Origin of the sequence: Janibacter corallicola NBRC 107790, assembly GCF_001570965.1 — a bacterium.
GTDB lineage: Bacteria > Actinomycetota > Actinomycetes > Actinomycetales > Dermatophilaceae > Janibacter > Janibacter corallicola.
Genome location: NZ_BCSR01000029.1, coordinates 16954 through 39072, shown reverse-complemented (window position 1 = coordinate 39072; position 22119 = coordinate 16954). Strand labels below are relative to the sequence as shown.

Annotated in this window: 20 protein-coding genes and 1 pseudogene; 9 read left to right on the top strand and 12 right to left on the bottom strand. The window is 68.8% G+C overall.

The window, feature by feature from the left end; genetic code table 11:
• The 6 genes and pseudogenes from JCO01S_RS10965 to JCO01S_RS10940 form a co-directional block, all read right to left on the bottom strand.
• Positions 1-929 (bottom strand): DUF5996 family protein (locus JCO01S_RS10965; RefSeq protein WP_068255303.1); only part of this gene is annotated, 929 nt, incomplete at its 3' end.
• 24 nt (positions 930-953) lie between these two features.
• A pseudogene (locus JCO01S_RS10960) lies at positions 954-1641 on the bottom strand (flavodoxin family protein).
• Positions 1642-1803: 162 nt separating this feature from the next.
• Positions 1804-2439 (bottom strand): isochorismatase family protein, encoded by a 636-nt coding sequence (locus JCO01S_RS10955; protein ID WP_068255283.1) that lies wholly within the window; start codon positions 2437-2439, stop codon positions 1804-1806.
• Positions 2440-2472: 33 nt separating this feature from the next.
• Entirely contained in the window at positions 2473-3393 is a 921-nt protein-coding gene (locus tag JCO01S_RS10950; protein WP_068255280.1) for a VOC family protein, read from the bottom strand.
• A 4-nt stretch (positions 3394-3397) separates the two neighbouring features.
• Positions 3398-4252 (bottom strand): fumarylacetoacetate hydrolase family protein, encoded by an 855-nt coding sequence (locus tag JCO01S_RS10945; RefSeq protein WP_068255277.1) that lies wholly within the window; start codon positions 4250-4252, stop codon positions 3398-3400.
• Complete coding sequence (locus JCO01S_RS10940; protein ID WP_068255274.1) at positions 4233-6029, bottom strand: FAD-dependent monooxygenase; 1797 nt, start codon at positions 6027-6029, stop codon at positions 4233-4235. Before JCO01S_RS10940 ends, JCO01S_RS10945 begins: the two co-directional genes overlap by 20 nt.
• 218 nt (positions 6030-6247) lie before the next feature.
• Between JCO01S_RS10940 and JCO01S_RS10935 the strand changes: the two genes are divergently transcribed.
• A complete protein-coding gene (locus JCO01S_RS10935) occupies positions 6248-6952 on the top strand; it encodes a GntR family transcriptional regulator (protein WP_068255271.1) in 705 nt (234 codons plus the stop codon).
• 578 nt (positions 6953-7530) lie between these two features.
• Here JCO01S_RS10935 and JCO01S_RS10925 read toward each other — a convergent pair.
• Positions 7531-8172: a DUF1838 family protein gene (locus JCO01S_RS10925; protein WP_068255265.1), complete on the bottom strand. Its 642-nt coding sequence runs from the start codon at positions 8170-8172 to the stop codon at positions 7531-7533.
• A gap of 366 nt (positions 8173-8538) precedes the next feature.
• The gene (locus JCO01S_RS10920) at positions 8539-9450 is read right to left on the bottom strand and encodes a LysR family transcriptional regulator (RefSeq protein WP_068255263.1); all 912 of its coding nucleotides are present in this window, start codon (positions 9448-9450) and stop codon (positions 8539-8541) included.
• A gap of 143 nt (positions 9451-9593) precedes the next feature.
• Between JCO01S_RS10920 and JCO01S_RS10915 the strand changes: the two genes are divergently transcribed.
• The 6 genes from JCO01S_RS10915 (at position 9594) to JCO01S_RS10890 (ending at position 17253) form a co-directional block, all read left to right on the top strand.
• Positions 9594-10835 carry a M24 family metallopeptidase gene (locus JCO01S_RS10915; protein WP_068255300.1) on the top strand — a complete coding sequence of 414 codons (1242 nt, stop codon included), beginning with the start codon at positions 9594-9596 and terminating at the stop codon, positions 10833-10835.
• 109 nt (positions 10836-10944) lie between these two features.
• Entirely contained in the window at positions 10945-11484 is a 540-nt protein-coding gene (locus JCO01S_RS10910; RefSeq protein ID WP_068255261.1) for a TRAP transporter small permease, read from the top strand.
• A gap of 3 nt (positions 11485-11487) precedes the next feature.
• Positions 11488-12771 (top strand): TRAP transporter large permease, encoded by a 1284-nt coding sequence (locus JCO01S_RS10905; protein WP_068255258.1) that lies wholly within the window; start codon positions 11488-11490, stop codon positions 12769-12771.
• A gap of 16 nt (positions 12772-12787) precedes the next feature.
• Complete coding sequence (dctP, locus tag JCO01S_RS10900) at positions 12788-13834, top strand: TRAP transporter substrate-binding protein DctP (protein WP_068255255.1); 1047 nt, start codon at positions 12788-12790, stop codon at positions 13832-13834.
• 23 nt (positions 13835-13857) lie between these two features.
• Positions 13858-15084 (top strand): NAD(P)/FAD-dependent oxidoreductase, encoded by a 1227-nt coding sequence (locus JCO01S_RS10895; RefSeq protein WP_369407292.1) that lies wholly within the window; start codon positions 13858-13860, stop codon positions 15082-15084.
• Between the two features lie 123 nt (positions 15085-15207).
• The gene (locus tag JCO01S_RS10890; protein ID WP_068255250.1) at positions 15208-17253 is read left to right on the top strand and encodes a VanZ family protein; all 2046 of its coding nucleotides are present in this window, start codon (positions 15208-15210) and stop codon (positions 17251-17253) included.
• A gap of 57 nt (positions 17254-17310) precedes the next feature.
• On the opposite strand, the gene JCO01S_RS10885 is transcribed toward JCO01S_RS10890, so the two are convergent.
• Positions 17311-17772 (bottom strand): pyridoxamine 5'-phosphate oxidase family protein, encoded by a 462-nt coding sequence (locus JCO01S_RS10885; protein ID WP_068255246.1) that lies wholly within the window; start codon positions 17770-17772, stop codon positions 17311-17313.
• Between the two features lie 83 nt (positions 17773-17855).
• Positions 17856-18122, bottom strand: coding sequence for a metal-sensitive transcriptional regulator (locus JCO01S_RS10880; protein ID WP_068255243.1), 267 nt, complete (start codon positions 18120-18122; stop codon positions 17856-17858).
• Between the two features lie 108 nt (positions 18123-18230).
• Between JCO01S_RS10880 and JCO01S_RS10875 the strand changes: the two genes are divergently transcribed.
• Positions 18231-19607: an MBL fold metallo-hydrolase gene (locus tag JCO01S_RS10875; RefSeq protein WP_245634411.1), complete on the top strand. Its 1377-nt coding sequence runs from the start codon at positions 18231-18233 to the stop codon at positions 19605-19607.
• Positions 19608-19635: 28 nt separating this feature from the next.
• Positions 19636-19815: a DUF8730 family Cys-rich protein gene (locus tag JCO01S_RS15445; protein WP_084342838.1), complete on the top strand. Its 180-nt coding sequence runs from the start codon at positions 19636-19638 to the stop codon at positions 19813-19815.
• Between the two features lie 104 nt (positions 19816-19919).
• Here JCO01S_RS15445 and JCO01S_RS10870 read toward each other — a convergent pair whose 3' ends face one another.
• Positions 19920-21206, bottom strand: a complete 1287-nt coding sequence (locus JCO01S_RS10870; RefSeq protein ID WP_245634410.1) for an MFS transporter — start codon at positions 21204-21206, stop codon at positions 19920-19922.
• A gap of 129 nt (positions 21207-21335) precedes the next feature.
• Positions 21336-22097 (bottom strand): GntR family transcriptional regulator, encoded by a 762-nt coding sequence (locus JCO01S_RS10865; RefSeq protein ID WP_169796941.1) that lies wholly within the window; start codon positions 22095-22097, stop codon positions 21336-21338.
• Between the last annotated feature and the right edge of the window lie 22 nt (positions 22098-22119).

The window sequence follows — 22119 nt, the reverse complement described above, 5'->3', positions numbered from 1 at the left end:
TGCCAGCGGGTGGGGTCGTCCTCGAGCGAAGCACGGTCCCAGTGGCCTCGGTCGGCAGCGGCCTCGTAGGTGGTGTGCAGGAACTGCAGTAGTGCAGCGTCGGGGTCCTTGGCGTCGGCCACGGCCTCGTACGGCAGCAGGAACTGGCCGTTCTCGGTGCTGTAGTAAGCCCCCTCCGGCCCGACCGGGTAGCCGGAGAATCCGTCGGGCTCGGGGTAGGCGTAGGCGTAGAAGGCGCCCTCGTCTCCTCCGCCGGGCCAGAAGCCGCAGCTGCTCAGCTCGCGGGAGTACCCCTCTACCATCACCCAGTCACCGCAGTTGGGTGCCCCGCCGGGGTGCTTGGGCGCCGGGCGTCCGGAGAAGCGGGTGCAGGCCAAGTCGAATGAGCCCCAGAAGAAGTGCACTGGACTGACCTTGCCGACGAAGTGGGATCGGAACTCACCCATCACCCGGTCGGCCTGGATCAGCTGCCTCCAGAAGAGCTGCGCGGCCTCCGGGTCGTAGGACTCGTGCGTCGTGTCCTCCGCGAAGGGAATCGAGGGCTCCACCTCGTTCGGCCGGGCCTGGATGGTGGCCTCGATCCCCAACGCGGCCAGCGCTTCCATCGTCTGGTTGTAGAAGTCGGCCACGGGCTTCGGCTCCAGGGCGACGAGGTCTTCTCCACCTGCGATGCTGCGGATGCGTAGCACGTGGTTGACGAAGTCGAACTCCATGTCGAAGACACCGGAGCGGTGCGGGATGGCGGACGTCGTCAGTCCGCGCGGGCTGACGTAAAGGGTGACGTGCCACCAGTGGTTGAGCAGCGGCGCATGCTCGAGCCGGATCTTGCCGACGACCTGGGTCCACATGTGCAGGGTGTCGCGGGTGTCGCTCCAGTCGGCTACGGCGAGCCGCGGCCATGGAACCGGATGTGTCTGGATGCTCGTCATCACATCTCCCTTGGTCGTCGAGATCTATCGGTGCTCGGGGCTGGGCTGGTCCGGGGCGCAGCCGGCATCCCACAGGCTGCGTTGGTTGCCGTAGGCGGGGAGGCCGCCCGCCTGCCGCAGCATCGTTGCCGTGTGCATGAGGTTGTAGGTCATGAAGGTGGTGTTGCGGTTGGTGAAGTTGTTCTCCGGCCCTCCGGAACCGGGGTCGAGATAGGAGGGGCCGGGGCCGACGGTCCCGATCCAGCCGGCGTCGGACTGCGGCGGGATGATGAAGCCAAGGTGCTGCAGGCTGTAGAGGAGGCTTCATCGCGCAGTGCTTCAACCCGTCCTCGTTGCCGGTGATCAGGCAACCACCGACGCGTCCGTAGTAGGCGTACTGGCCTTGGTCGTTGAGCTCACTGGAGCAGGAGTAGAGGCGTTCGACCACTCGCTTCATCTCCGAGCTGTTGTCCCCGAGCCAGATGGGTCCGGCCAGGACGAGGATGTCCGCGGCGAGGATCTGGCGGTAGATCTGTGGCCACTCGTCGACGTCGTGACCGTGCTCGGTCATGTCCGGCCACACGCCGGTGGCGATGTCGCGGTCGATCGCCCTGACCTCGTGGACGTACACGCCATGATCGCGCATGATGTCGCAGCTGATCTGGACTAGCCCGTCGGTGTTGCTGGGCTCGGGGGATGGCTTCAGCGTGGCATTGATGAAGAGCGCACGCATTCCTTGGAACTGGGACACGGTGTCCTCCTTGCGATCGCGATACCACGCCGACCGCCTTGTCAGCCTTGCACCCCGGGTCGACCCGTGACATCAGCCTGCAGCCGTGTGGGCGATGGCCACGATCGACACCGGCAGAGTGCATTGCCAGGAGGTCGGTGATGCTTACGGTCGGGCATCTTTGGTGCGGATGTCATGCAGCCGGGGGAAGTACCACTGCAGGATGCTGCGGAGGTTCGGTGCGTTGGCTCGGCCCCAGTCGCGTTGCAGCTCGGCGACCAAGGAGATTGCGGTGATGGGCTGGGCGCCCACGTGGGTCATGCGTTGCATGGCTCGCTCGTGCGCGTCGCGGCTGATCCCGCCGATGGCATCGGACACGGGATAGATGTCGTAGCCCTCGCGAAGCATGTCCAGGGTGGGGAAGGCGACGCAGACCTCGGTCCAGAGCCCGGTCATGATGATCTTCTTGCGGCCGGTGGCCTCGACGGCGGATCGGAAGTCGGGGTCCTCCCAGGAGTTGAGGCTGGTGCGGTCGATCTCGTCGGTCTCCGGCAGCGCGTTCCGGAGCTCGTCGACCGTGCCGCTGTTGGCGCCCATCTCGACGCCGACGGTGGTCAGGACGACCGGGAGCTCGTAGGCCGCAGCCGCACGGGCGACGGCTGTAACGTTGAGCATCAGCTCCTCATGCTCGATCGAGCTCACGGTGTTGACCTGCTCGGGCTGATAGTCGATCAGGACCAGCGCCGAGTTGTCAGGGCTCAAGAGATGGTCGTTCGGGCGGATCGGCGTCTCACCGGCCATGGTGGTTCCTCCTGTGATTCGTTGTCCTAGATGTCATCCGTTGCTGTGGGTCCCCGTCATCAGACCGGCGAGGTCCTCTGGCTCGAGGAACGAGGGGGGCGGTGGTGGGCCCCAGTTGAACAGTCCTCGTGCTCCCTCGAGCACCTCCGGCTCCCACACCCCGTCCTCGGGGATGCAGTCCATGTCCGAGAAGTACTCCGAGAAGTTGCCTGCGGGGTCTTTCAGGTACCAGAAGAAATTGGACCCGGCATGGTGCCGGCCCAGACCCCAGACGTGTCGCTCAGGGTTCCCCTGGAGCATGGCTTGGGCGCCGCGCCCGACATCGTCGATGTCATCGACCTGCCAGCTCGTGTGGTGCAGGTAGTTCACGGGTGCCGCCATCGCCAGGAAGTTGTGGTGGTCCGTGGAGCAGCGCATGAACGCGCCCTTGTCGCCGATGTAGTCCGACACCCGGAAGCCGAGACCATCGATGAAGAAGCGCATCGTGGCAGAGAGGTCGACCGTGCCGACGACGACGTGACCCAGACGCCGCGGTCGGACCGGCGCGGTGCGAGTCACCCCCGGGGCCCGCCCGCTGCGTTCCTGCCGGCCGGGGCCGTTGTACGGCGTCGCCGGCGTCGGTTCCTGCTCCAGCCGGGGCAGGACACGCGCCCGGACGGTGAATCCGGCGACGGGCTCTCTCGACAGGAGCGTGTCACCGTCGAGGTCGACGGGGGCCCCCAGCTCGCGGAGGGCCGCTGCCATCCTCGCGAGGTCGTCCTCGTCGTCTGCGGCGAGCCCGAGCTCCCTGAGCTGTCTGCGAGGTGCCGGCACGATCTTCAGCTGTTCGCCCCCGTCACGGGTGCTGAACTTTCCGTCGGCGCCGGGCCCCAGCCCGAAGTCCGTGTAGTAGGCGCTGGTGCTCGCGACGTCCGGCACGCCCATGGTCAGGTGGCTGACACGGTGCAGAGGCATGTCCTCACCGCCTTCCCGAGACGAAGGTCTGTCGCAGCTCGCCGACGCCCTCGACCGTGCTCACGAGGGTCTGCCCGGCGGTCAGGAAGCGCTTCGGCTCCCTGCCCAGCCCGACTCCTGCCGGGGTTCCGGAGAAGATCAGGTCTCCGGGATAGAGCGTGATCACCCGTGAGAGGTCCGCGATGAGGCGTGGCACCGGGGCAATGAGGTTGCGGGTGCGCCCGTCCTGGAGGATCTCGCCGTCGATCTCGCAGCGCAGTCCGATGTCGTCGCGGTCGGCGAACTCATCGGCGGTGACCAGCCACGGCCCTGTCGGGGAGAAGCCCGGGAAGGACTTGCCCAGACCGAACTGCGGTGCCGGGCCCCGCAGCTGGGTGACCCGTTCGGAGAGGTCCTGACCAGCGGTGACACCGGCGACGTGGTCCCACGCATCAGCTGACGCAACCTGTGTGGCCTCCCTCCCGATGACGACGACGAGTTCGACCTCCCAGTCCGTGTTCCCCCCTTCGGGCAGGGTCACCTCGGTCACCGGACCGGTGAGGCTGCTGACGAACTTCGGGAAGATGGGCGGGAGATCGCCGGGCGCTTCGAACCCGGACTCGACGGCGTGGTCGTCGTAGTTCAGACCGACCCCGAGGACCTGACGCGGTGCCGGAGAGGGCGGGCCCAGGGTCGTGATATCGAAGGGTTCGCCCGGCGGCACAGTGGCGGTGGCCGCCCACTGACGGAACTCGTCCCAGTGGTCGTAGATCATGGGCACATCGGGGCCGAAGCGACCATCACTGGCGCGGTGGACGTCGACGGCGTGGTCTTCCGTGGTGATGAGGACGGCGCGGCCGTCACGATTGGCGAGCTTCATCAGGCGTCTCCTTGAGGGCGGTGTCCAGGTCGCGGGCGAGCACCGAGCGAAGGGCGTGCTCGAGGTCGTTGGCGGGCTCGTCCGTCAGTGCGTCAACGCGCCAGGCCACGTGGTGGTCGGGTCGGACGAGCAGGGCGCCGGTCTCACCGATCTCGCGCCGTCGTGCCCAGTCCCCGAGCACGTCCCGGTACTCCTCAAGCGGGCCGATGACGTGGGCTGCCAGGGGTATCCCCAGGGTTCTCGCCAGGCCGGTTGCCGCGTCGACCCAGGGCTGGCCGCCGGGGCCGGTGAGGACGGTGAAAGCGTCGTGGCCGGTCAGGTCGAGGGTCGAGACCAGTGACCTCTCGCGCTCCACCCACGCGTGCGGCAACCTGGCACCTGGGTGCGTCGTCGGGTGGTGGTACAGCTCCGGGTCACGTGTCGGAGCCGGCCAGAGTGTGCCGTCATCGACCGTGGCAGAGGAGGCGTAGCGCTGATCGAGCTCCACCCCGTGGGCGTTGAACTGATAGTTCTGCAGCTCCACGGCGTCGGCGAGCTGTTTCCGGCGGAGTCCCCCCTCGCTGCCGGGGGCGTTCAGCCCGTCGAGCGCCCGTTGTCCCTCCGCGGCGCTCTGGCCGGGTTCGAACCCGAGCGCCTGGGATATGGGCAGCATGTCGCTCACGCTCTTCATCGCCCGGTCGACGACCTGACGCCCGACTTGGCGCCGCTCGTCGTGGTACGTCGACAGCAGCTCCTCGCCCGCCAGGTCGCGAAGGACCAGCGCCAGCTTCCAGGCCAGGTTGAAGGAGTCCTGGATGGAGGTGTTCGTCCCGAGACCGTTGGCCGGAGGATGTCGGTGGGCAGCATCACCGGCGAGGAAGGCACGACCGATGCGGTACTGCTTCGCGACGACGCTGTTGATCTGCCACAGACTCGTGGACTTGATCGTGATGTCCACGTCCGGGTCCCCGAGAGTCAGCCGTGCGCGGGCGGTGACCGCCTCGACGGACAGGTCGGGCTCTCCCTCGGCCGGGTCGTACATGAAGAGCAGGACCCACTCGGTCCACGGTTTGACGCATATCCAGGTACCGGAGCCCACCCAGTAGTCGTTGCCGGGCTGACACATCCAATACAGGGTGCCGGGTCGGTACGCCGTGTACTGCGTCAGGTCTGCTTCGAGCCAGACATTCGCAGCAGCGCCCAGCCCCATCTCGCCCTCGAAGGGGAAGTCCAACTGCTCGGCCACCGTGGAACGCCCTCCATCGGCACCGACGAGATACCGGGTACGGATCGTCTGCTCGGCACCGCTGTCACGGTTTCGGACGGTCGCGGTGACCCCTTCGGCATCCTGCTCGACGGCCACGACCTCGGTGGAGAAGCGCAGGTCGGCGCCCTTCGCCTCCGCTCCTCTGCGGAGCACGGGCTCGAGGAGGTGCTGGGGGATGTTGCACATGCTGCTGGGGCTGGCCTGCTCGTAGTCCATCCGCCGCTCAGGGCCACGGCCCCACGTCATCAGCCGGGCGATCTCCGGGCCGGCGAAGCTCGTGGCCCACACGTTGTTGCCCATGAGCTCATTGGGCGTTGCCGCCGCACGGACCGCTTCCTCGATGTCGAGGTCGCGGAAGACCTCCATCGTGCGTTGATTGGTGATGTGCGCCCGGGGGGAGTGGGCCGTGCTCGGGTACTTGGTCACGGTGATGGCGTTGATGCCGGATCTCGCGAGCAGGCAAGCCATCGTCAGGCCCGCAGGTCCGGCGCCGACCACGAGGACCTCCGTCTCGATGTCGTGGCGTCTCATGAGCCCCCCCGCCGTGCGTGTGCGGGGCGTCGATCGGTGGTCTCGTCCAGCCCGACCGTGGTGCAACCGCCGGGGCCCGTCACGATGCTCGTCATCGGTCCTCCTCATCGAGTGTCCGGATACGGCGACCGCCGTCTCATCAGGCTCCCGCATAAGAATCGAAAGATCAATGAATATTCGAAAATTAGGGAGATCTGCATCTTCGATATGGTCCGGGCATGACTGAGCAGCGCCCCCGGGCGAGCACCGAGACGGTCTATGCGCTGATGCGCGGTGACGTCTTGGCTGGCGTGTACCCACCGGGGTCCCGGCTGAAATTCATGCCGCTGTGCGAGCGGTACGGCGCCAGCGTGAGCGTCATCCGAGAGGCGCTCTCGCGGCTGTGCGAGCAGGGTCTGGTGGAGTCGGAGCCACGGATCGGGTTCCGCGTGCGCGCCGTCTCGGTCGCGGACCTACGCGATCTCACGGCTACACGCATCGACGTCGAGGTCATGGCCCTGCGCCAGGCGATCGAGCGGGGTGGCGTGGATTGGGAGTCTGCGATCGTGGCTGCTCACCACAGGCTCGAGCGCACTCCGCTGCTGACAGTTGACGAGCCGCTACGGGTCTCGGACGACTGGGAGGAGGCGCACTCCCAATTCCATTCGACCCTGCTAGACGGATGCGCCAGCGAGTGGATGCTCGGGATCACCCGGACTCTGCGTGATGCTGCCGAGTTCTATCGCCGCTGGTCCCAGCTGCACGAACCCAGTCGTGATGTCGCCGCCGAGCACCGTGCGATCGTCGATGCGACCATCGCACGAGATGCCGACACCGCAGCCGCACAGCTGCGCAAGCACTACCAATGCACGGCAGACATAGTGGAGCGCGCCCTCACTCCCCTAACGAGCGAACGCTCCAAGACCCATCGCGCCGCACCTTGAATCGGCCCGCTCTGCACCTGGGATAAACAAACCACATGTCACCTTTCCGTGCAGCGGCCCCCTCGTGAGATGACGTGCCCGACCACCCGGCTCGGGTTGAAGCACGACTAGTCAGTCCCGGACGTCATCGCCGATGGCCCGGAGCGTGGTGCGGATCGAAGGGGAGAAACCGCCCCCTTCGATCCGCACCGCATGGAAGTGTGAACGCATGACCCCTGCCGCGTGCACATCACCGGCGCCAGCGGCGCGGGAATCATGCCCCTCGGCCGGGCGCGCGCGACCGAGTGGTCCGTCCCGCACGAAGCGAGCGTCTCCCCCCCGCGAGGTCCTGCGCTACGGCGAGTCGATCGCCCCCGGCGGGGAGCGGGAGGCCGCTTACCACGACTTCATGGACTGGGCCAGCGGCTACGAGGGTCCCGACTTCGACGGCCGCAACCGCGCCCAGCACGAGCGAGGGCTCACCTTCTTGGCCTGTCCGGTCCTGCGGCTCGACAGGGCGCGCCCCGTGACCGAGCCCGTCGCCGAGTTCACGCGGTGCGGTCCTCGTGAGGCGCCGGTCGTCACTCGGAGCGGCCAGATCAGGCCTGCTTCTTGAAGGCGGTCCAGCTTGTCTCGTTCGGCGCCGACCAGGCCGTCGGCGGTTCGGCGAACTCGGGGCGTTTCTCCGCGATGTAGGTGCGGATCTGCTCGGGGACGGCGTCGTAGCCGGTCTTGACGCCTCGGGTGTGGAAGATCAGCCCGCCGGGACGCGGCCCCATCCGCATCCATGGCAGCCACGGGAACACCCGCGACCACGACAGCTGGCACGGGACGCTCGTCAGGGCGGCGTCGGCCAGGTCGGACGCGGCGGCGAAGAACTGGAAGAGCTCCAGTGCCCAGTAGGTGTCGTCCGCGGAGTTGTCCGGGTATGCGGCGACCGGCAGCGGAGAGGGGTAGGCCAGCCGGATGTCCAGGTTAAAGCACACCGCCGCGCCGAGGTCGGTCATCGGCACCCGGAAGGGCCCCCATGGCATCTGCTCGAGCCACTCCTGGTTGACCGGGTCGTTCCAGACGTGGCACACGTCGACCCGCTCGCCGGTGATGGGGTTGTCCCAGTGCTCGAGGAACTCCCGGGAGCGAGGGTCGAGGTAGAACGCCGCCTCCCGAGAGAGCAGCCGCAGGCCGCCGTCGACCTCGACGTCGTGGGACGACAGCGCCGGTGGGACGAAGATCGCCGACAAGCGGTGCGAGGGTCTGGATGTCGCCGGAGGATCTGATGTCCCTTGGGGCGGGAGGCCTGGCGTGCTTCGGACCCCGCAGTTGTCGTGCCATGGGCGCGCTGTCACGGTAGAAGGGCCGACGGAGGTGGCCCTCGCACACGGCCTCAGCGGTAACGGGCAATGGGTCCGCGTTCGCAGCGAGCAGGGCGCGAAGCTGATCCTGGCCGAGCGGGAGCTGAACCGGCGGCGACGTCTGCGGTCCGAGGAGCGCGGTCACGACCTGAGACGACAGGTCCGTGCGGGGGTCCGCGAAATGGGCGCCGGGTCCGCGGAACAGAGGACGGAGGATCCTCCACCGGGGTGTGATGTCCTCGAGGATATGGGCCGCTACGGATGAATCCCCATCTCGGTCGCGGCATCCAGCGTGGCTCGCAGGAACGCGTTCTCGGGTGGTCGCTCGACCGTTGAGCTGCGCCGGACCAGGAGCAGCCTTCGCAGCGGGGGATTGCGGATCTGGAGGACCCGGGCGTGCTCCGGAAGGGGTGTCAGGCCGAGGTCGGCGATGAGCGTGGCGCCGAGACCCGCGGCGGCCATGGACAGTGCCGTGGCCTGACTGTCGATCTCGTGACGCACATGAGGTTCGAAGCCTGCTCGCCGACACGTGGCCAGGAAGGCGCGCCCGAAGTCCGTTCCGGCGCCCGAGGCGATCCATTCCCAGTCGGCGAGCTCGGACAGGTCGATGGGGTCGTCCGACTCGTGCTGGTCATCGGCGACCACGACATACAGGCGTTCGACGGCGGCGACTGTGGATCGCAGTCCCAGTTCCAGGCCGACCGGGGTCTCCGGGTAGTCCAGGACGAACGTCATGTCGAAGTCGCCGTCATGGACTGCTTCCAAGGCGACCTCGGGGCTCACCTCGCGGGTGCTCACGTCGATGCCCGGTTCCTGCTCGCCGAGGATTCGTAGGGTTATCGGCAGGAGCGAGGCGGCAAAGGTGGCCACGACCCCCACTGTCAAGGACGCGGTCAATGAGGTCTGTGCACGCTCCACATCTGCACGGGCCCGTTCCTCAGCGGCCAGCATCTGACCCGCGTGCAGGGCCAGCATCCGTCCGTTGGGCGTCAGACGGAGCCGGCGTCCGACCTGCTCGAACAACGGGATCCCCACGTCGCGTTCCAAGGCCGTCAGTTGTTGGGAGACCGCTGAGGGGGTGTAGTGCAGCGCCTCGGCTGCACGCGTGATCGTGCCTCGGGAGGCGAACTCATGAAGCGCACGCATCCGTCGTAGCGACAGGTTCATGTAGAAGAACTAAAACGTTTCGGTGCAGACACTGTCAATAGACGTGAGTGTCGCCGTGTCGGAGACTGCTACGTGACGGAACCCACCAACCGGATGGGATTTGTCTGTGGACAACGACACCACCAGCCGGGAGGCATTCGGTGATGGCGCGGACGTACGAGCCCCCTGAGGTCATCGGTATGCACGCAGCTGCGGCGCCCAGATGGTTGGACTCGCAGGCTGCGGAAACCCTCCGAGCGTTGGAGGGGCCACCTTTCGACGTGGAGGAGCACGCTGCGCGGTTGAGCAGGGTGCGCGCACGCATGCATGCCGCGGAACTGGACGCACTGATGGTCTTCCGTCCCTCCAGCATCGAGTACCTGTGCGGGTTCCACACCGCTGAGACAGCGGCCCAACCACTGCTGATCACCGAGTCGGAAACCGTCCTGTACGTCCCTGACCTGGAGGTGGGGCGGGCGCTGGCCAGCTCGTGCGTGGACCAGATCCGCTTCTGCGGATACTCCGACGCGTTGACCAGTCTCGAGCGCTTCATCGCACATGCGGCATCCAGCCTCACCTCCGGTGCCCGGGTGGGCGTGGAGATGAGCGAGCCGACACCCCCGAGGGCCGTTGCGCTCTGGACCGCCCAGGATGTCGTCGTCGTGGACTCCGACCACATGGTCGAACGCGAGAGGCTGGTCCTCTCGCCCGCGGAGCTGCGGTGCGTCCAGCGGGCGGCCGAGGTGACGGCGGCCGGGGTGAGCGCTGCCACCACCGCCGCGGCGGCCGCGGGCGCGAACGACGCATCCGTCGGGGCAGCAATTGCAGCTGCGCTTCATCGAGCATCCGACTCGATCTCGGCCTGGGGTCCCGTCGTCGTCACCGGACCGCGCTCGGGCATCCCGCACTCCAGCTGGGAGGGCAGCACGCTGGCCCCAGGGCCGACATTCCTGGAGTTCTCAGGAACCTGTCGCCGGTACCACGCTCCCGTGATGAGGACACTCGTTCGCGGCGACCCCGCGGCCACCGACGCGAGGCTCGCCGACCTCGCCAGAGCCATGGTGGCGGCCGTGCTCGAGACCGCGCGTGCAGGAGTGCCCGCATCACAGGTTGCCGCGGCGGCGGCGAACGCGCTCGGACCACTTCCAGCGGACGTGATGTTCCACGGGATGTTCGGCTACCCGATCGGCTTGGCCCACAAGCCGCACTGGATGGACGGGGCGCCCTTCTTCCTGACCGAGGACAACCACGAGCCGCTCCAGGCCAACATGGTCTTCCACATCCCGGCCTCCTTCCGCGCTTTCGGCCGGCAGGGAGTCGGCCTCAGCCAGACGTTCGTCGTGGAGGAGGAGCAGACCCGTGTACTCACGCACGGACCAGCCGATCTGATCCACCTGGCCACCTGACCAGGCCGGGGCGGCAGTCGTCCCGGCCACGTCCCCCTTCGAACCCTGCGACCACGGCGCACGCCCAGCACGAGACATCACCCACTGCAACGAGGCAGGTGCACACCGAATGGCACACGAGAGGCCCCCTGAGGAAGAGCACGGTCCCCGCGACGGGCTCCTCGGGGTCATCGAACGCACGCTGCTCGGGCTCTCGATCATCGTGATGAGCGTGCTCGTCGTGGGGAACGTGATCTCGCGCAACCTTTTCGGCGTCAGCTGGGCGTTCACCGAGGAGATCGGCAGCCTGCTGCTCATCGTCGTCACCTTCGGTGGGCTGGGCTACGCCGCCCACCAGCGGCGACACATCGCGATGTCCGCTCTGTACGACCTGCTGGCTGACAGGGGCCGGGACACACTCGGTTGGCTCGTCTCGGTGGTCTCGGCCGCCACCATGCTGGTCATGGCCTACCTCGGTGCCCGATACGCCATCCAGATATACGCCAGTGGCGACTCCTCGAATGTGCTGGGCATCCCGATGTTCCTGCCGTTGAGCGTCATCCCGGTCGGCTTTCTGCTCGCCGCGATGCGGTTCGTCGCCGACCTGTGGCCACTACCAGGTCATGGGAGACCCTCCGAAGCGGACGTCGAGACGTCCTGGGAGGGCTGACCGATGGAATGGGTCATACTCGCCATCACCCTGGCCATGCTGCTGCTCGGCTTCCCGATGATGGTCGTGATGCTGGTCGCCGCGCTGGCCCTGTGGATGACCTACCTGCCAACCACTGAGCCCAGCATCGTCATCCAGCAGCTCGTCAGCAGCGTGGAGCCCTACGTGCTCATGGCGATCCCGCTGTTCATCTTCGCCGCCGACATCATGTCCGCCGGCCGCACCTCGAAGTACCTGCTCGACCTGGTCCAGAAGACCATCGGGCGCATGCGTGGCGGCACCGGCATAGCCACGGCAGCAGCCGCGACCGGTTTCGGCGCCGTCTCGGGTTCCTCACAGGCGACCGTCGCCGCGATCGGCCCACCGATGCGCACCGAAGCGCTGCGGGTCGGGTACAGCGACTCGCACATTCTCGCGCTGCTGGTCAACGCGAGTTCTCTCGCGCTGTTGATCCCGCCGAGCACCGTGATGATCTACTACGGGACCTTGACCAGCACATCGGTGGGCAACCTCTTCCTGGCCGGGATCATCCCCGGGATATTGATCTTCGTCCTCTTCGCGGGGTACGAGCACGTCGTGGCACGGGTGAAGGGGATCCCGACCTCGGACACGTCGACGGCTCGGGAGAAGTTGGCGGCACTTCGCCGGGCGGCGCTCACCCTGGGCCTGCCGGTCCTCATCCTGGGCAGCATCTACATCGGCATCGCCACCCCGACGGAGGCCGCCGCCCTGTCGGTGGTCTACGCCGCCATCGTGGAGTTGGGGGTGTACCGCTCCATCCGGTTTCGTGACCTGGCAGAGATGGCCGCATCCACGGCGACCATCACCAGTGTGATCTTCATCCTGCTGGCTGCGGGAGGGGCCATTTCGTGGGTCATCTCCTACGCACAGATCCCTCAGTCCCTGGCCGGTGTCGTCCTGGCCGGTGACCCCTCGCAGGTGGTCGTGCTGCTGATCATGTCCGCCTTCTTCATCGTCGCGTGCATGTTCGTCGACGCCCTCGTGGCCATCGCGATCCTCACCCCGATCTTCTTCCCCATCGCCCTCGAGGTGGGGGCGGACCCCGTGTACGTCGGCATCATCATCACCCTGCAGGCAGCCATCGGCGTGGTCACCCCGCCCTTCGGGGTCAACATCTTCACCGCCAGCGCCATCTTCAGGGTTCCGTACCTGACCGTGGCCAAGGGCGTCGCGCCCTACATCGCGATCCTGCTGGCAGCGAACGTGCTGATCATCCTCGTGCCCGACATCGTCCTCGCCTACGAGTACGTGCTCCCCTCCCCGTGACGTTCAGGAGACCACGATGCAGAAGCACCTGACGGTTCCCGCGTCCCTGGCGATCCTCCTGGGCCTCCTCGGTGGCTGCGCCGGTGACGCCCAGGACGCCGCGGAGAGCGAGCCGGTCACGCTCAGGCTGGTCCACGAGGAGGGGGCGGGCGACGTGCAGGGGCAGTACGCAGAGAGGTTCGAGAAGTTGGTCGAGCGTCGCACCGACCACCGAGTTGACGTGGTGACCTATTCGGCGGGGCAGCTCGGCACGAACGATGACTCCTTGAAGATGGTCGAGGACAACGCCGTCCAGGCGGCGATCTCGACACCGAGCATCACTGCCCCCGTCGTCGAGGAGAACCAGGCGCTGTCCATCCCGTTCGTCTTCTCCGACGACATGCAGGTCAATCGCAAGGTCCTCGACTCCAGCAAGGCGCTCAACCAGGACCTCGCCGGGATCTACTCCGACCGGGGTGTGGAGGTCCTCGGCTACTGGACCGAGGGATTCATGGCGTGGACGTCGAACCGACCGATAGCAGAGCCCGAAGGGATGAAGGGGCTGCGGATTCGCACCATGACGTCACCGATGCTCCTGACCACGTATGAGGCGTTGGGTGCGAACCCGATGCCGATGGACGCCGGTGAGATCTACACGGCCCTGCAGACGAACATGATCGATGCCACCGTGAATCCGCTGTTCTTCATCTACAGCGGAAACACCCACGAGGTACAGGACTACCTCACCCTCGGCAGACACCACATCTACGTGACCTCCACGATCATCAACGCCGACTTCCTGCACGGACTGCCCGCTCGGGACCGGAAGGTCATCGAGTCCACAGTGGATGATCTTGATGACTGGGTCTTCGACGTGCAGGAGCAGATGAATGAGGACGCACTCACGAAGATGAAGGCCTCGGACATCTCCGTGGTCGAGCTCACCGACTCCCAGCGCGAGGTCTACCGCAAGATGTCGATGAAGGCGCGGGAGGAGTATCTGCACTCCGCCGACCCGCGTGGCGCCGACATCCTGCGCACCCTGGTCCGCGAGATCAAGCAGGCCGAAGGGGGTCGAGGTTGACTCGGGCGGCGGGCCCGGGCCACGTGGCCGTCGTGGGTGCAGGAATGGCCGGCTTGGCGACCGCATGGTTCCTCCAGGAGCGAGGAGTGCGCACGACGGTGCTGGACCGTGCCGGGGTGGCCGCTGGTGCGTCGTGGGGGAACGCCGGCATGCTCAACCCGACCCTGACGGTTCCACTGGCAGAGCCAGGAACGCTACGGGCCGGCCTGCAGGGGGTGCTGGACCCGTCGTCGTCGATCACGGTCCCTCCGCAGGCCGACATGCGGCTCTGGCGGTTCCTGCTGCAGTTCGCCCGACACTCCCGCAGGAGCAGGTGGCGGCGGTCCATGCAGATCTTCAACGAACTCAACCGACGCAGCCTGGACGCCTACGCCCATCTCACCGAGTCCGGGGTCACGGCACCCGTCAAGCACCGCCCGTTGATCTCCGCGGCCACCTCACCTGCTGGTCTGGCTCCGCTGGTCCGCGAGATCGAGGAGGTCGTCGCGGTCGGCGGCAGCGCCCGGTACGAACAGATCGGGTCCGATGAGCTCCACGCCATGGAGCCCGCCCTCAGCGACCGCGTCGAGGCCGGACTGCTGCTGCACGACCAGGGCTACATCGACCCGCCCGACTACATCGCCGCCCTCGCCGACGCTGTCCGTGCTCGGGGCGCCCGCATCGTCGAGGACTTCGACGTCTCCCGGGTCCGCGACGGGGGCGAGGCTGGCGTCGTCCTGCTTTCTCCCGCGGGGCACGAGTTGCACGCCGACGCCGCAGTGATCGCCACCGGAGCGTGGCTCAACACGCTGGCGCGGCCATACGGAGTGCGGCAGGTCGTCCAGGCCGGCCGGGGATACAGCTTCACCGTGCGCCCCGACCCCATACCGCGACACCCGGTTCACCTCCCGTCCCAGCACCTGGCGTGCAACCCCCTGCACGATCGCTTCCGCATCACCGGAACGATGGAGCTGCGCGATCCCGACTCGCCCGCCGAGCCGCGCCGCATCGAAGCGATGGTCGCGGCCGCCCGGCCCATGTTCGCCACCGTGGACTGGGAAGCCAGGCGCGAGGAGTGGGTCGGGTCACGACCGTGCACCCCGGACGGGCTACCACTCGTCGGGCCGACCACATCCCCTCGGGTGCATATCACCGGAGGGCACGGGATGTGGGGGATGGTCCTGGGCCCGGTCACGGGGCGGCTCTCGGCGGACCTCATCACCGGAGTACCCGTACCGGCGTGGGCTTCTGCGCTGAACCCGCTGCGCTGACACGCGCCGGCGGGGCAGGGCCGGCCCACGTGGCAAGCCAGTGTCCTGAGCGCACCGATCATCCTCGTCCGCAAGATCGGGGAGACTGACCGCCGTACCCGAACGAGTGACGGAGGTTGGAGCGTGAGCGGTTTCTCCGCGTCGGCCGTGATCGCGGTGGCCGGCGGACTGGTCGTGATCGTCTTCGGCTTCGCGCCGTACCTGGGCTGGTCCTACCGCCGGCGTGGGCGGTTCGGTCCCGGGCACGCACTGCTGGTGGCGGGCACGGCGGTGTACGTGCTGGCGCTGTGGACGTACACGATCCTCCCGCTGCCGGACCCGGCTGTGGTCTGCGCGGATCCGGCCGCCGCGCAGCTGCGCCCTTTCCAGTTCCTCGCCGACCTGGCCCGTGAGCGTCGCACCGGTGGCAGCGGCACCACGGTCGTGCTGCAGGTCGCCTTCAACGTGCTGCTCTTCGTGCCGCTCGGCATGGTGCTGCGCCACCTCTTCCGTCGCGGCGTGGTCAGCACCGTGCTCATCGGGCTCGGTGTCTCGGGTCTGATCGAGCTCACCCAGCTGACCGGCACCTGGGGCCTCTACCCGTGCGCCTACCGGCTGATGGACGTCGACGACCTGATCGCCAACACCACGGGTGCGGCGCTGGGCATCCTCCTTGCGCCCGCCCTGCGCCGGGTGCCGGGTCAGGACGTCGCCGACATCCGCGAGCCCCAGCCGGTGACCGCGTGGCGACGAGTGCTCGGCATGGTCGCGGACGTCCTGCTCGTGACCCTCGGTGGGGCACTGCTGTGGCTGCCGACCGGGTCGGTGCTGCTGTCGACCGGCGCGATGACCAGGACCGAGGTCGCCGACGCTGACCTCCTCCGCGGCGGACTGCGACTCGCTGTCGCCGTCGCCCTGCTCGTCGTGGTGCCCCTGGCCGGCCGTGGTGCGACCATCGGCCAGCAGCTGGTCATGCTCCGCCCGCAGGGCGAAGGCGGGGAACCCCCTTCGCCCGCGCAGCGTCTGGTGCGCTCGGTGACCGGCGCCGGCGGCTACGTGCTGCTCGACGTGCTCGGCTCCGTCACCGGGTCCTCGCTCCTCGACGGGGCCGCGGTGGCGCTCGGCGTGGCCAGTCTCGTCGTCGCAGCGCTGGGCGACCACCGTGGGCTCTCCGGCACCGTGGCGCGCATCAGGGTCGTCGATTCCCGGGTCCCCCGGGCCGCACTCACCGACGCCGAGCGCTGGGCGGCCATGCCCGAGGTGCGTCGGCTCGGGTTCGCCGTCGCCGCCGGTGCCGCGGTGCTCCACCTGCTCGTCGTGGCGCTGCTGGACGTCATGCAGACCAGCGTCCTGGCTGCGGGTGCCGTGCTCGTCGTGCTCCTCGTGGGGGCGGTCGCCCAGGTCGCCTTCCTCATGCTCAACGGTCTCGCGATGACGCGTCGCGAGGGTCGCACCCTCGGCAACATGCTGACGCTGCTGCTCGGGCTCGCCGTCATCGCCCTGACGGTGCTGACCGTGGCGACGATCGTCCTCGGCCCACCGAGCGTCGCCGTCCTCGTCGGCGCCGTGTGGGTGCTCCTGGCCTACTTCGGGCTGCTCTTCTGGTCCTTCGTCCTCTTCGGACTGCTCTACGCCCGACGTGACCCCGCGCCCGGCGCCGATGCCGTCATCGTGCTCGGCTCGGGCATCTTCGGCAGCCGGGTCCCACCGCTCCTGGCCGCCCGGCTGACGCGGGGACGTGAGGTGCTCGAGGCCGAGCTCGCCCGGGGCGGCGACGCCGTCCTCGTCTGCTCCGGTGGGCAGGGACCCGGGGAGGACGTGCCCGAGGCGGTCGCCATGGCCGACCACCTGCTGGCGGCCGGTGCCCGCCCCACGGTGCTGCGCCGCGAGACCGCCTCGACCAGCACCGACGAGAACGTGCTGCTGAGCCTGCGGCTGCTGCGTGCGGAGGGTCGGGGCGAGCGGGTCGTGGTCGCCACTAACGACTACCACGCCTTCCGCGCGGCGATCATCACCCGCGAGCAGGGCCTGGTGGCCCAGGTCGTCGGAGCACCGACGGCACGCTACTTCCTGCCGAGCGCGATCCTGCGCGAGTTCATCGGCGTCCTGGTGCGCCACCCGTGGCCACACCTCGCCGTGGTCACGCTCATCGCCGCTCTGGCCGGCCTCCTCGCACTCGGCGCCCGCTGACGGTCACGGCTCGCCAGTCACCCGACCGCCCGGCAGCCACCGGGTCACCGGAGGTGACTACTCCACGGGGCGGCGAGGGGTACCCGCAGGCAGGGTCGTCCACTGGCCCGGGTCGACGACGGCGAAACGCCGGCCCGTCACCTCGCCCGGCGTGATGCGGACGAACCGGTCCTTCCTACCGCCCTGCCAGGGGAAGAGCGGCAGGTCGACGGTGTCCATCAGGTCGTTGACCTCGGTGATGGTGCGCGCCCGCCCCTTGAGCACCACGCTCCACGCCCGGCCGGTCTCCGGGTCGTGGCCATCGGCCTCGAGAGCGACGGCGGTGCCGGACAGGGCGCCGGCGACCTTGCTCCCTTCGCCCGTCCGGAAGACGGCGGTACCGCGATCGACCGCGTAGTTGATGGGGAAGATGTCCGGGTGGTCCCCCACGATCACGGCCAGCCGACCGACCGTCGTCGTGCGCAGCAATGCCCAGCACGTGTCAGCAGAGAGCTGCTCGGTCTCGTCCGTCGCACCCATGGGTACCGCCCCCTCGATCAGATGCCTCGAGCGTATCCAACGGTGGGCACGGGCAACAGGGGTTCGTCGGGTGGTCGCCCTGGTCAGGCGAGGGTGAGGAAGAGCTTCTCCATCGCGGCCCGATCGTCCTCGTCGACCCCCTCCGGCGAGGAGAGGCACTCCTGCAGGCCCGAGGAGACGATGGCGAAGCCGGCCCGGTCGAGCGCCCGGCTGGCCGCCGCGAGCTGGGTCACGACGTCCTTGCAGTCGCGCTCCTCCTCGATGAGGCGGATGACACCGCCGATCTGCCCCTGCGCGCGACGCAGTCGGTTGATGACGGGACCCATGTCGTCCATGTCCAGGGTGACCATGTGCCTTCTCCTTCGTCGTCAGGGCACTTCGCCCATTCTCGGTCACGGTCCCTGTCGGGTGCGGCACCGTATTGACAGTATACCCCAGGGGGTATTAGTTTGATGGTCATGGAACCCACGATCATCACCATCGAGACCCCGTCCCTGGGCGATCGTTCCTACCTCGCCCACGACGGCGAGGTCGCCCTCGTCATCGACCCGCAGCGCGACATCGACCGGGTGCTCGCGGCGGCAGGCGAAGCTCTCGTGCGGATCACCGACGTCTTCGAGACCCATCTGCACAACGACTACCTCACCGGTGGGCTCGCCCTGGCCCGGCACCTGGATGCCCGGTACCACGTGAACGGCGAGGACGAGGTCTCCTTCGAGCGCCAGCCGATCCGCGACGGCGACGTCGTCGAGGTCTCCCCGAGGATGCGCGTGCGGGGCATCGCGACCCCGGGGCACACGTTCACCCACCTGTCCTACGCGCTCGAGTCGCTCACCGACTCCGGCGCCACCGCCACGGCGGTCTTCACCGGCGGCTCGCTGCTCTTCGGGGCGACCGGACGACCGGACCTGCTCGGCGAGGAGCACACGAGCGACCTCGTGCACCACCAGTTCTCCTCGATCCACCGGCTCGCCGACGAGCTGCCCGAGGCCGCCGAGGTGATGCCGACCCACGGTTTCGGGTCCTTCTGCTCGGCCGGATCGACCGGTGGCTCCACCGCGTCGACGATCGGGCAGGAGAAGCGCATCAACCCCGCCCTCACCCAGACCGAGGAGCAGTGGGTCGCGGACACCCTCGCCGGGCTGGACGCCTACCCCGCCTACTACGTGCACATGCAGCCGGCCAATGCAGCGGGGCCCGGACGGCCGGACCTGAGCCCGCCGGAGCGTGCCGACAAGCAGACCCTGGCCGGGCGCATCGCCGCCGGCGAATGGGTCGTCGACCTGCGCACCCGCACCGCCTTCGCCGCCGGGCACGTCACCGGCACCCTGAACTTCGGCCTCGACGGCCAGTTCTCCACCTATCTGGGGTGGCTCATCCCGTGGGACGCCGCGGTCACCCTCCTCGGTGAGAGTGCCGAGCAGGTCGATCAGGCCCAGCGGGAGATGGCGCGCATCGGCCTGGACCGGATCGCCGGGGCCGCCACGGGTGGTCCCCGCGACTGGACGGACACGCAGCCGGCGACCCTCGAGACCGCGACCTTCGCCGACCTGTCCCAGGTGCGCCACCACCGCCCGGTGCACGTCCTCGACGTACGCCTCTCGGGGGAGTACGGGGCAAGCCACGTCGAGGGCGCCCAGAACGTCCCTCTCGGCGGGCTGCTGGAGCGCCTCGACGAGATCCCACGGCGCGAGTTGTGGGTCCACTGCGGCAGCGGTTACCGAGCCTCGATCGCCGCTTCCGTCCTCGCATCGCGCGACCACGCGGTCGTCCTCGTCGACGACGCCTTCGACAACGCTGCTGCTGCCGGCCTGCCCATGGTCACCGCAGCCTGACCCCCTTCGTCCACACCGAGGAGATCCCGTGTGCCGTCAGACCACCTGCCGCCGGTGCGGCAGGACCACCTGGGCCGGATGCGGCCAGCACGTCGACGAGGTCATGAGGGGGGTGCCGAGCAGCGAGCGCTGCCCCGGCCACGCCACCCCGACGAAGGGGAGCACAGCCGTCCGCAACCCGCTCGCCCGCCTCTTCGGTCGCGGCTGACTCGCCGGGGCCCCGCTCCCGACGGCCCCGCCAGGAACCTTGCGTGCCCCCTGCTGTCCTCCCAGTCGGCCTGAACGTCGGCACTGCTCTGACCACCGGGCCGGTCACGTTGCGAGGCGCCGCCTCGCGGTCATGACGGCGAGCGGCACGAGGAAGACGATCGCCACGACGTTGAGCGTCGTGAAGCTCGAGACGGCCAGCAGCGGACCCGCGGCGAAGGCGGCCGTCGCGCCGAGGAGGTTGGCCAGCGCGTCGACCCCGCCCTGGGAGGAGGCACGGGTCTCGTCGGACACCACGGCGGAGAAGAGGGCGGACCCGCCGACGTTGACGAAGGACCACCCGAGACCGAGCAGGATCAGCGAGGCGACGATCCACGTCATGTCGTCCGGTACGAGGGCCCCGGCGAGCAGCGAGGCGAGGAAGACGCCGATGCCGGCGGCGATCGTCAGCCGGTGACCGCACCGGTCGGCGATGATGCCGACGACCGGCGAGAAGCCGTACATGCCGACGATGTGCAGGCTGATGGTGATGCCGACGATCGTCACCGACCCGCCCTGGTGGACGATGTGCACCGGCGTCATGGTCATGACCGAGACCATGATGATCTGCGCCGTCAGCACGGCGACGAGGGCGTAACGGGCCGGGCGGTTGGTGCGCAGCTCGGCGATGATCTGCTCGAACCGACCGGGACGTGCGCCGCCCGTCACCGTCGGTGTCCCCGCGATCCGGCCGAGGGTGATCAGTGGGTCGGGGCGCATGAAGGCAAAGGCGACGGTACCGGCGATCGCGAGGCAGACCGCCGTGATGAGGAAGGCGCCGGCGAAGACGGTCAGCCCCGTGGCCCGGCTGACGACCTCGCCGGGGACACCCAAGTTGGGGCCGAGCACGGAGCCGAGGGTCCCCACCCAGACGAGGAGCGCGAGCGAACGCGCCCGATGCCGGGGCTCGGCGAGGTCGGTGGCGGCGAAGCGGGCCTGGAGGCTGACGGCGCTGCCGACACCGATGAGCAGGAGGCCGATGAAGAGGGGGACCACCAGGCTCCACTGGGCGGCCGGTACCAGCAGTGCCCCACCCACGGCGGCGGTCCACCACCCCGTGGACAGCGCCACCCGTCGTCCCCGGCGGGCCGCCAGGGTTCCCAGCGGGAGGCCCACGAGCGCGGCGCCGAGCGTGCTGGCCGTGCGGGCCAGACCCGCCCACGCCTCGCTGTCGGTGACCGCGCCGGCGACGAGGACACCGATCGAGGGGGCCACGCCGACGCCGACGGTGCCGATGACCTGGGAGATCACGAGCACCGTCATCGTGCGGCGCTGCACCCGCGCGGCGTCGATCCGGAGTGGCTCGGCCCGGGTGGCGTCGGTGGGCAGAGCGTCGGTGCGCGGTTCGGTCACGGGCGTGGTCCTCGAGCGTGCCCGCTGTGGGGCGAAGGGGGCAGGGGAGTGGTCGTCGAGGCGACGTCGCCTCTCGAGCAGCAGGCTAGGACGCGTCGACGGGAAAGGTGGTCGGGAGCGACGCCGCGGTCAGTCCCAGGGGATCTCGATGGGCTTCCCGTTGCTGCCCCCGCAGCCCAGGACCGCCGAGGCGTCGCCGAAGACGTGGGTCAGGGTGACCCGGTCGCCGGCCGCGCAGGTGTCGCGCAGCTCGACCGGCCGTCCGGCGAGGCAGGACTTGCGGCGGATGGTCAGCAGGGGGGTCCCTTCGGCCACCTCGAGCCTGGCCGCGATCCCGGCGCTCGCCGGCACCGACCTCGTGTACTCGACGCCGGCGTCGAACTCGACGTCGCAGCGGGAGCGCAGGACCCCGTAGACCGAGGTCTCGGTGAGGTCCGCCTCGAGGAGTGGCCGCGCGATCGAGGCGATGATCCACAGCCGGTCCAGGGCGAAGGGGGTCCCGTCGGCCGTCCGTACCCGCGTCACCTGGACGAAGGGGGTGTCGAGGTCGAGGTCCAGCGCGGTGGCGACCTCCTTGCTGGTGACGAGCCGCTGCGCCAGGACGTGCGAGCTCTCCGTGCCGCCGCGGGCGGTGATGGCCTCCCGCAGGCTGTACATCGGTCCGAAGCCGGAGGTGCGGCTGGTGTTGATCACGTAGGACGGGCGCCCGCGGCCACCACCGACGATGCCCTGCTCGCGCAGGGGTGCCAGCGCCTGCCGGATGGTGCCGCGGCTGACCTCGTAGCGCTCGGAGAGGGCGAGCTCCCCCGGGAAGCCGTCGACGAACTCGCCGTCCTGCAGCCGGCGCAGGAGGTCGTCGCTGATCTGGCGCCACCGCGGCAGTGTTCGCACGGCCACCCCTCCTGTGAAATGT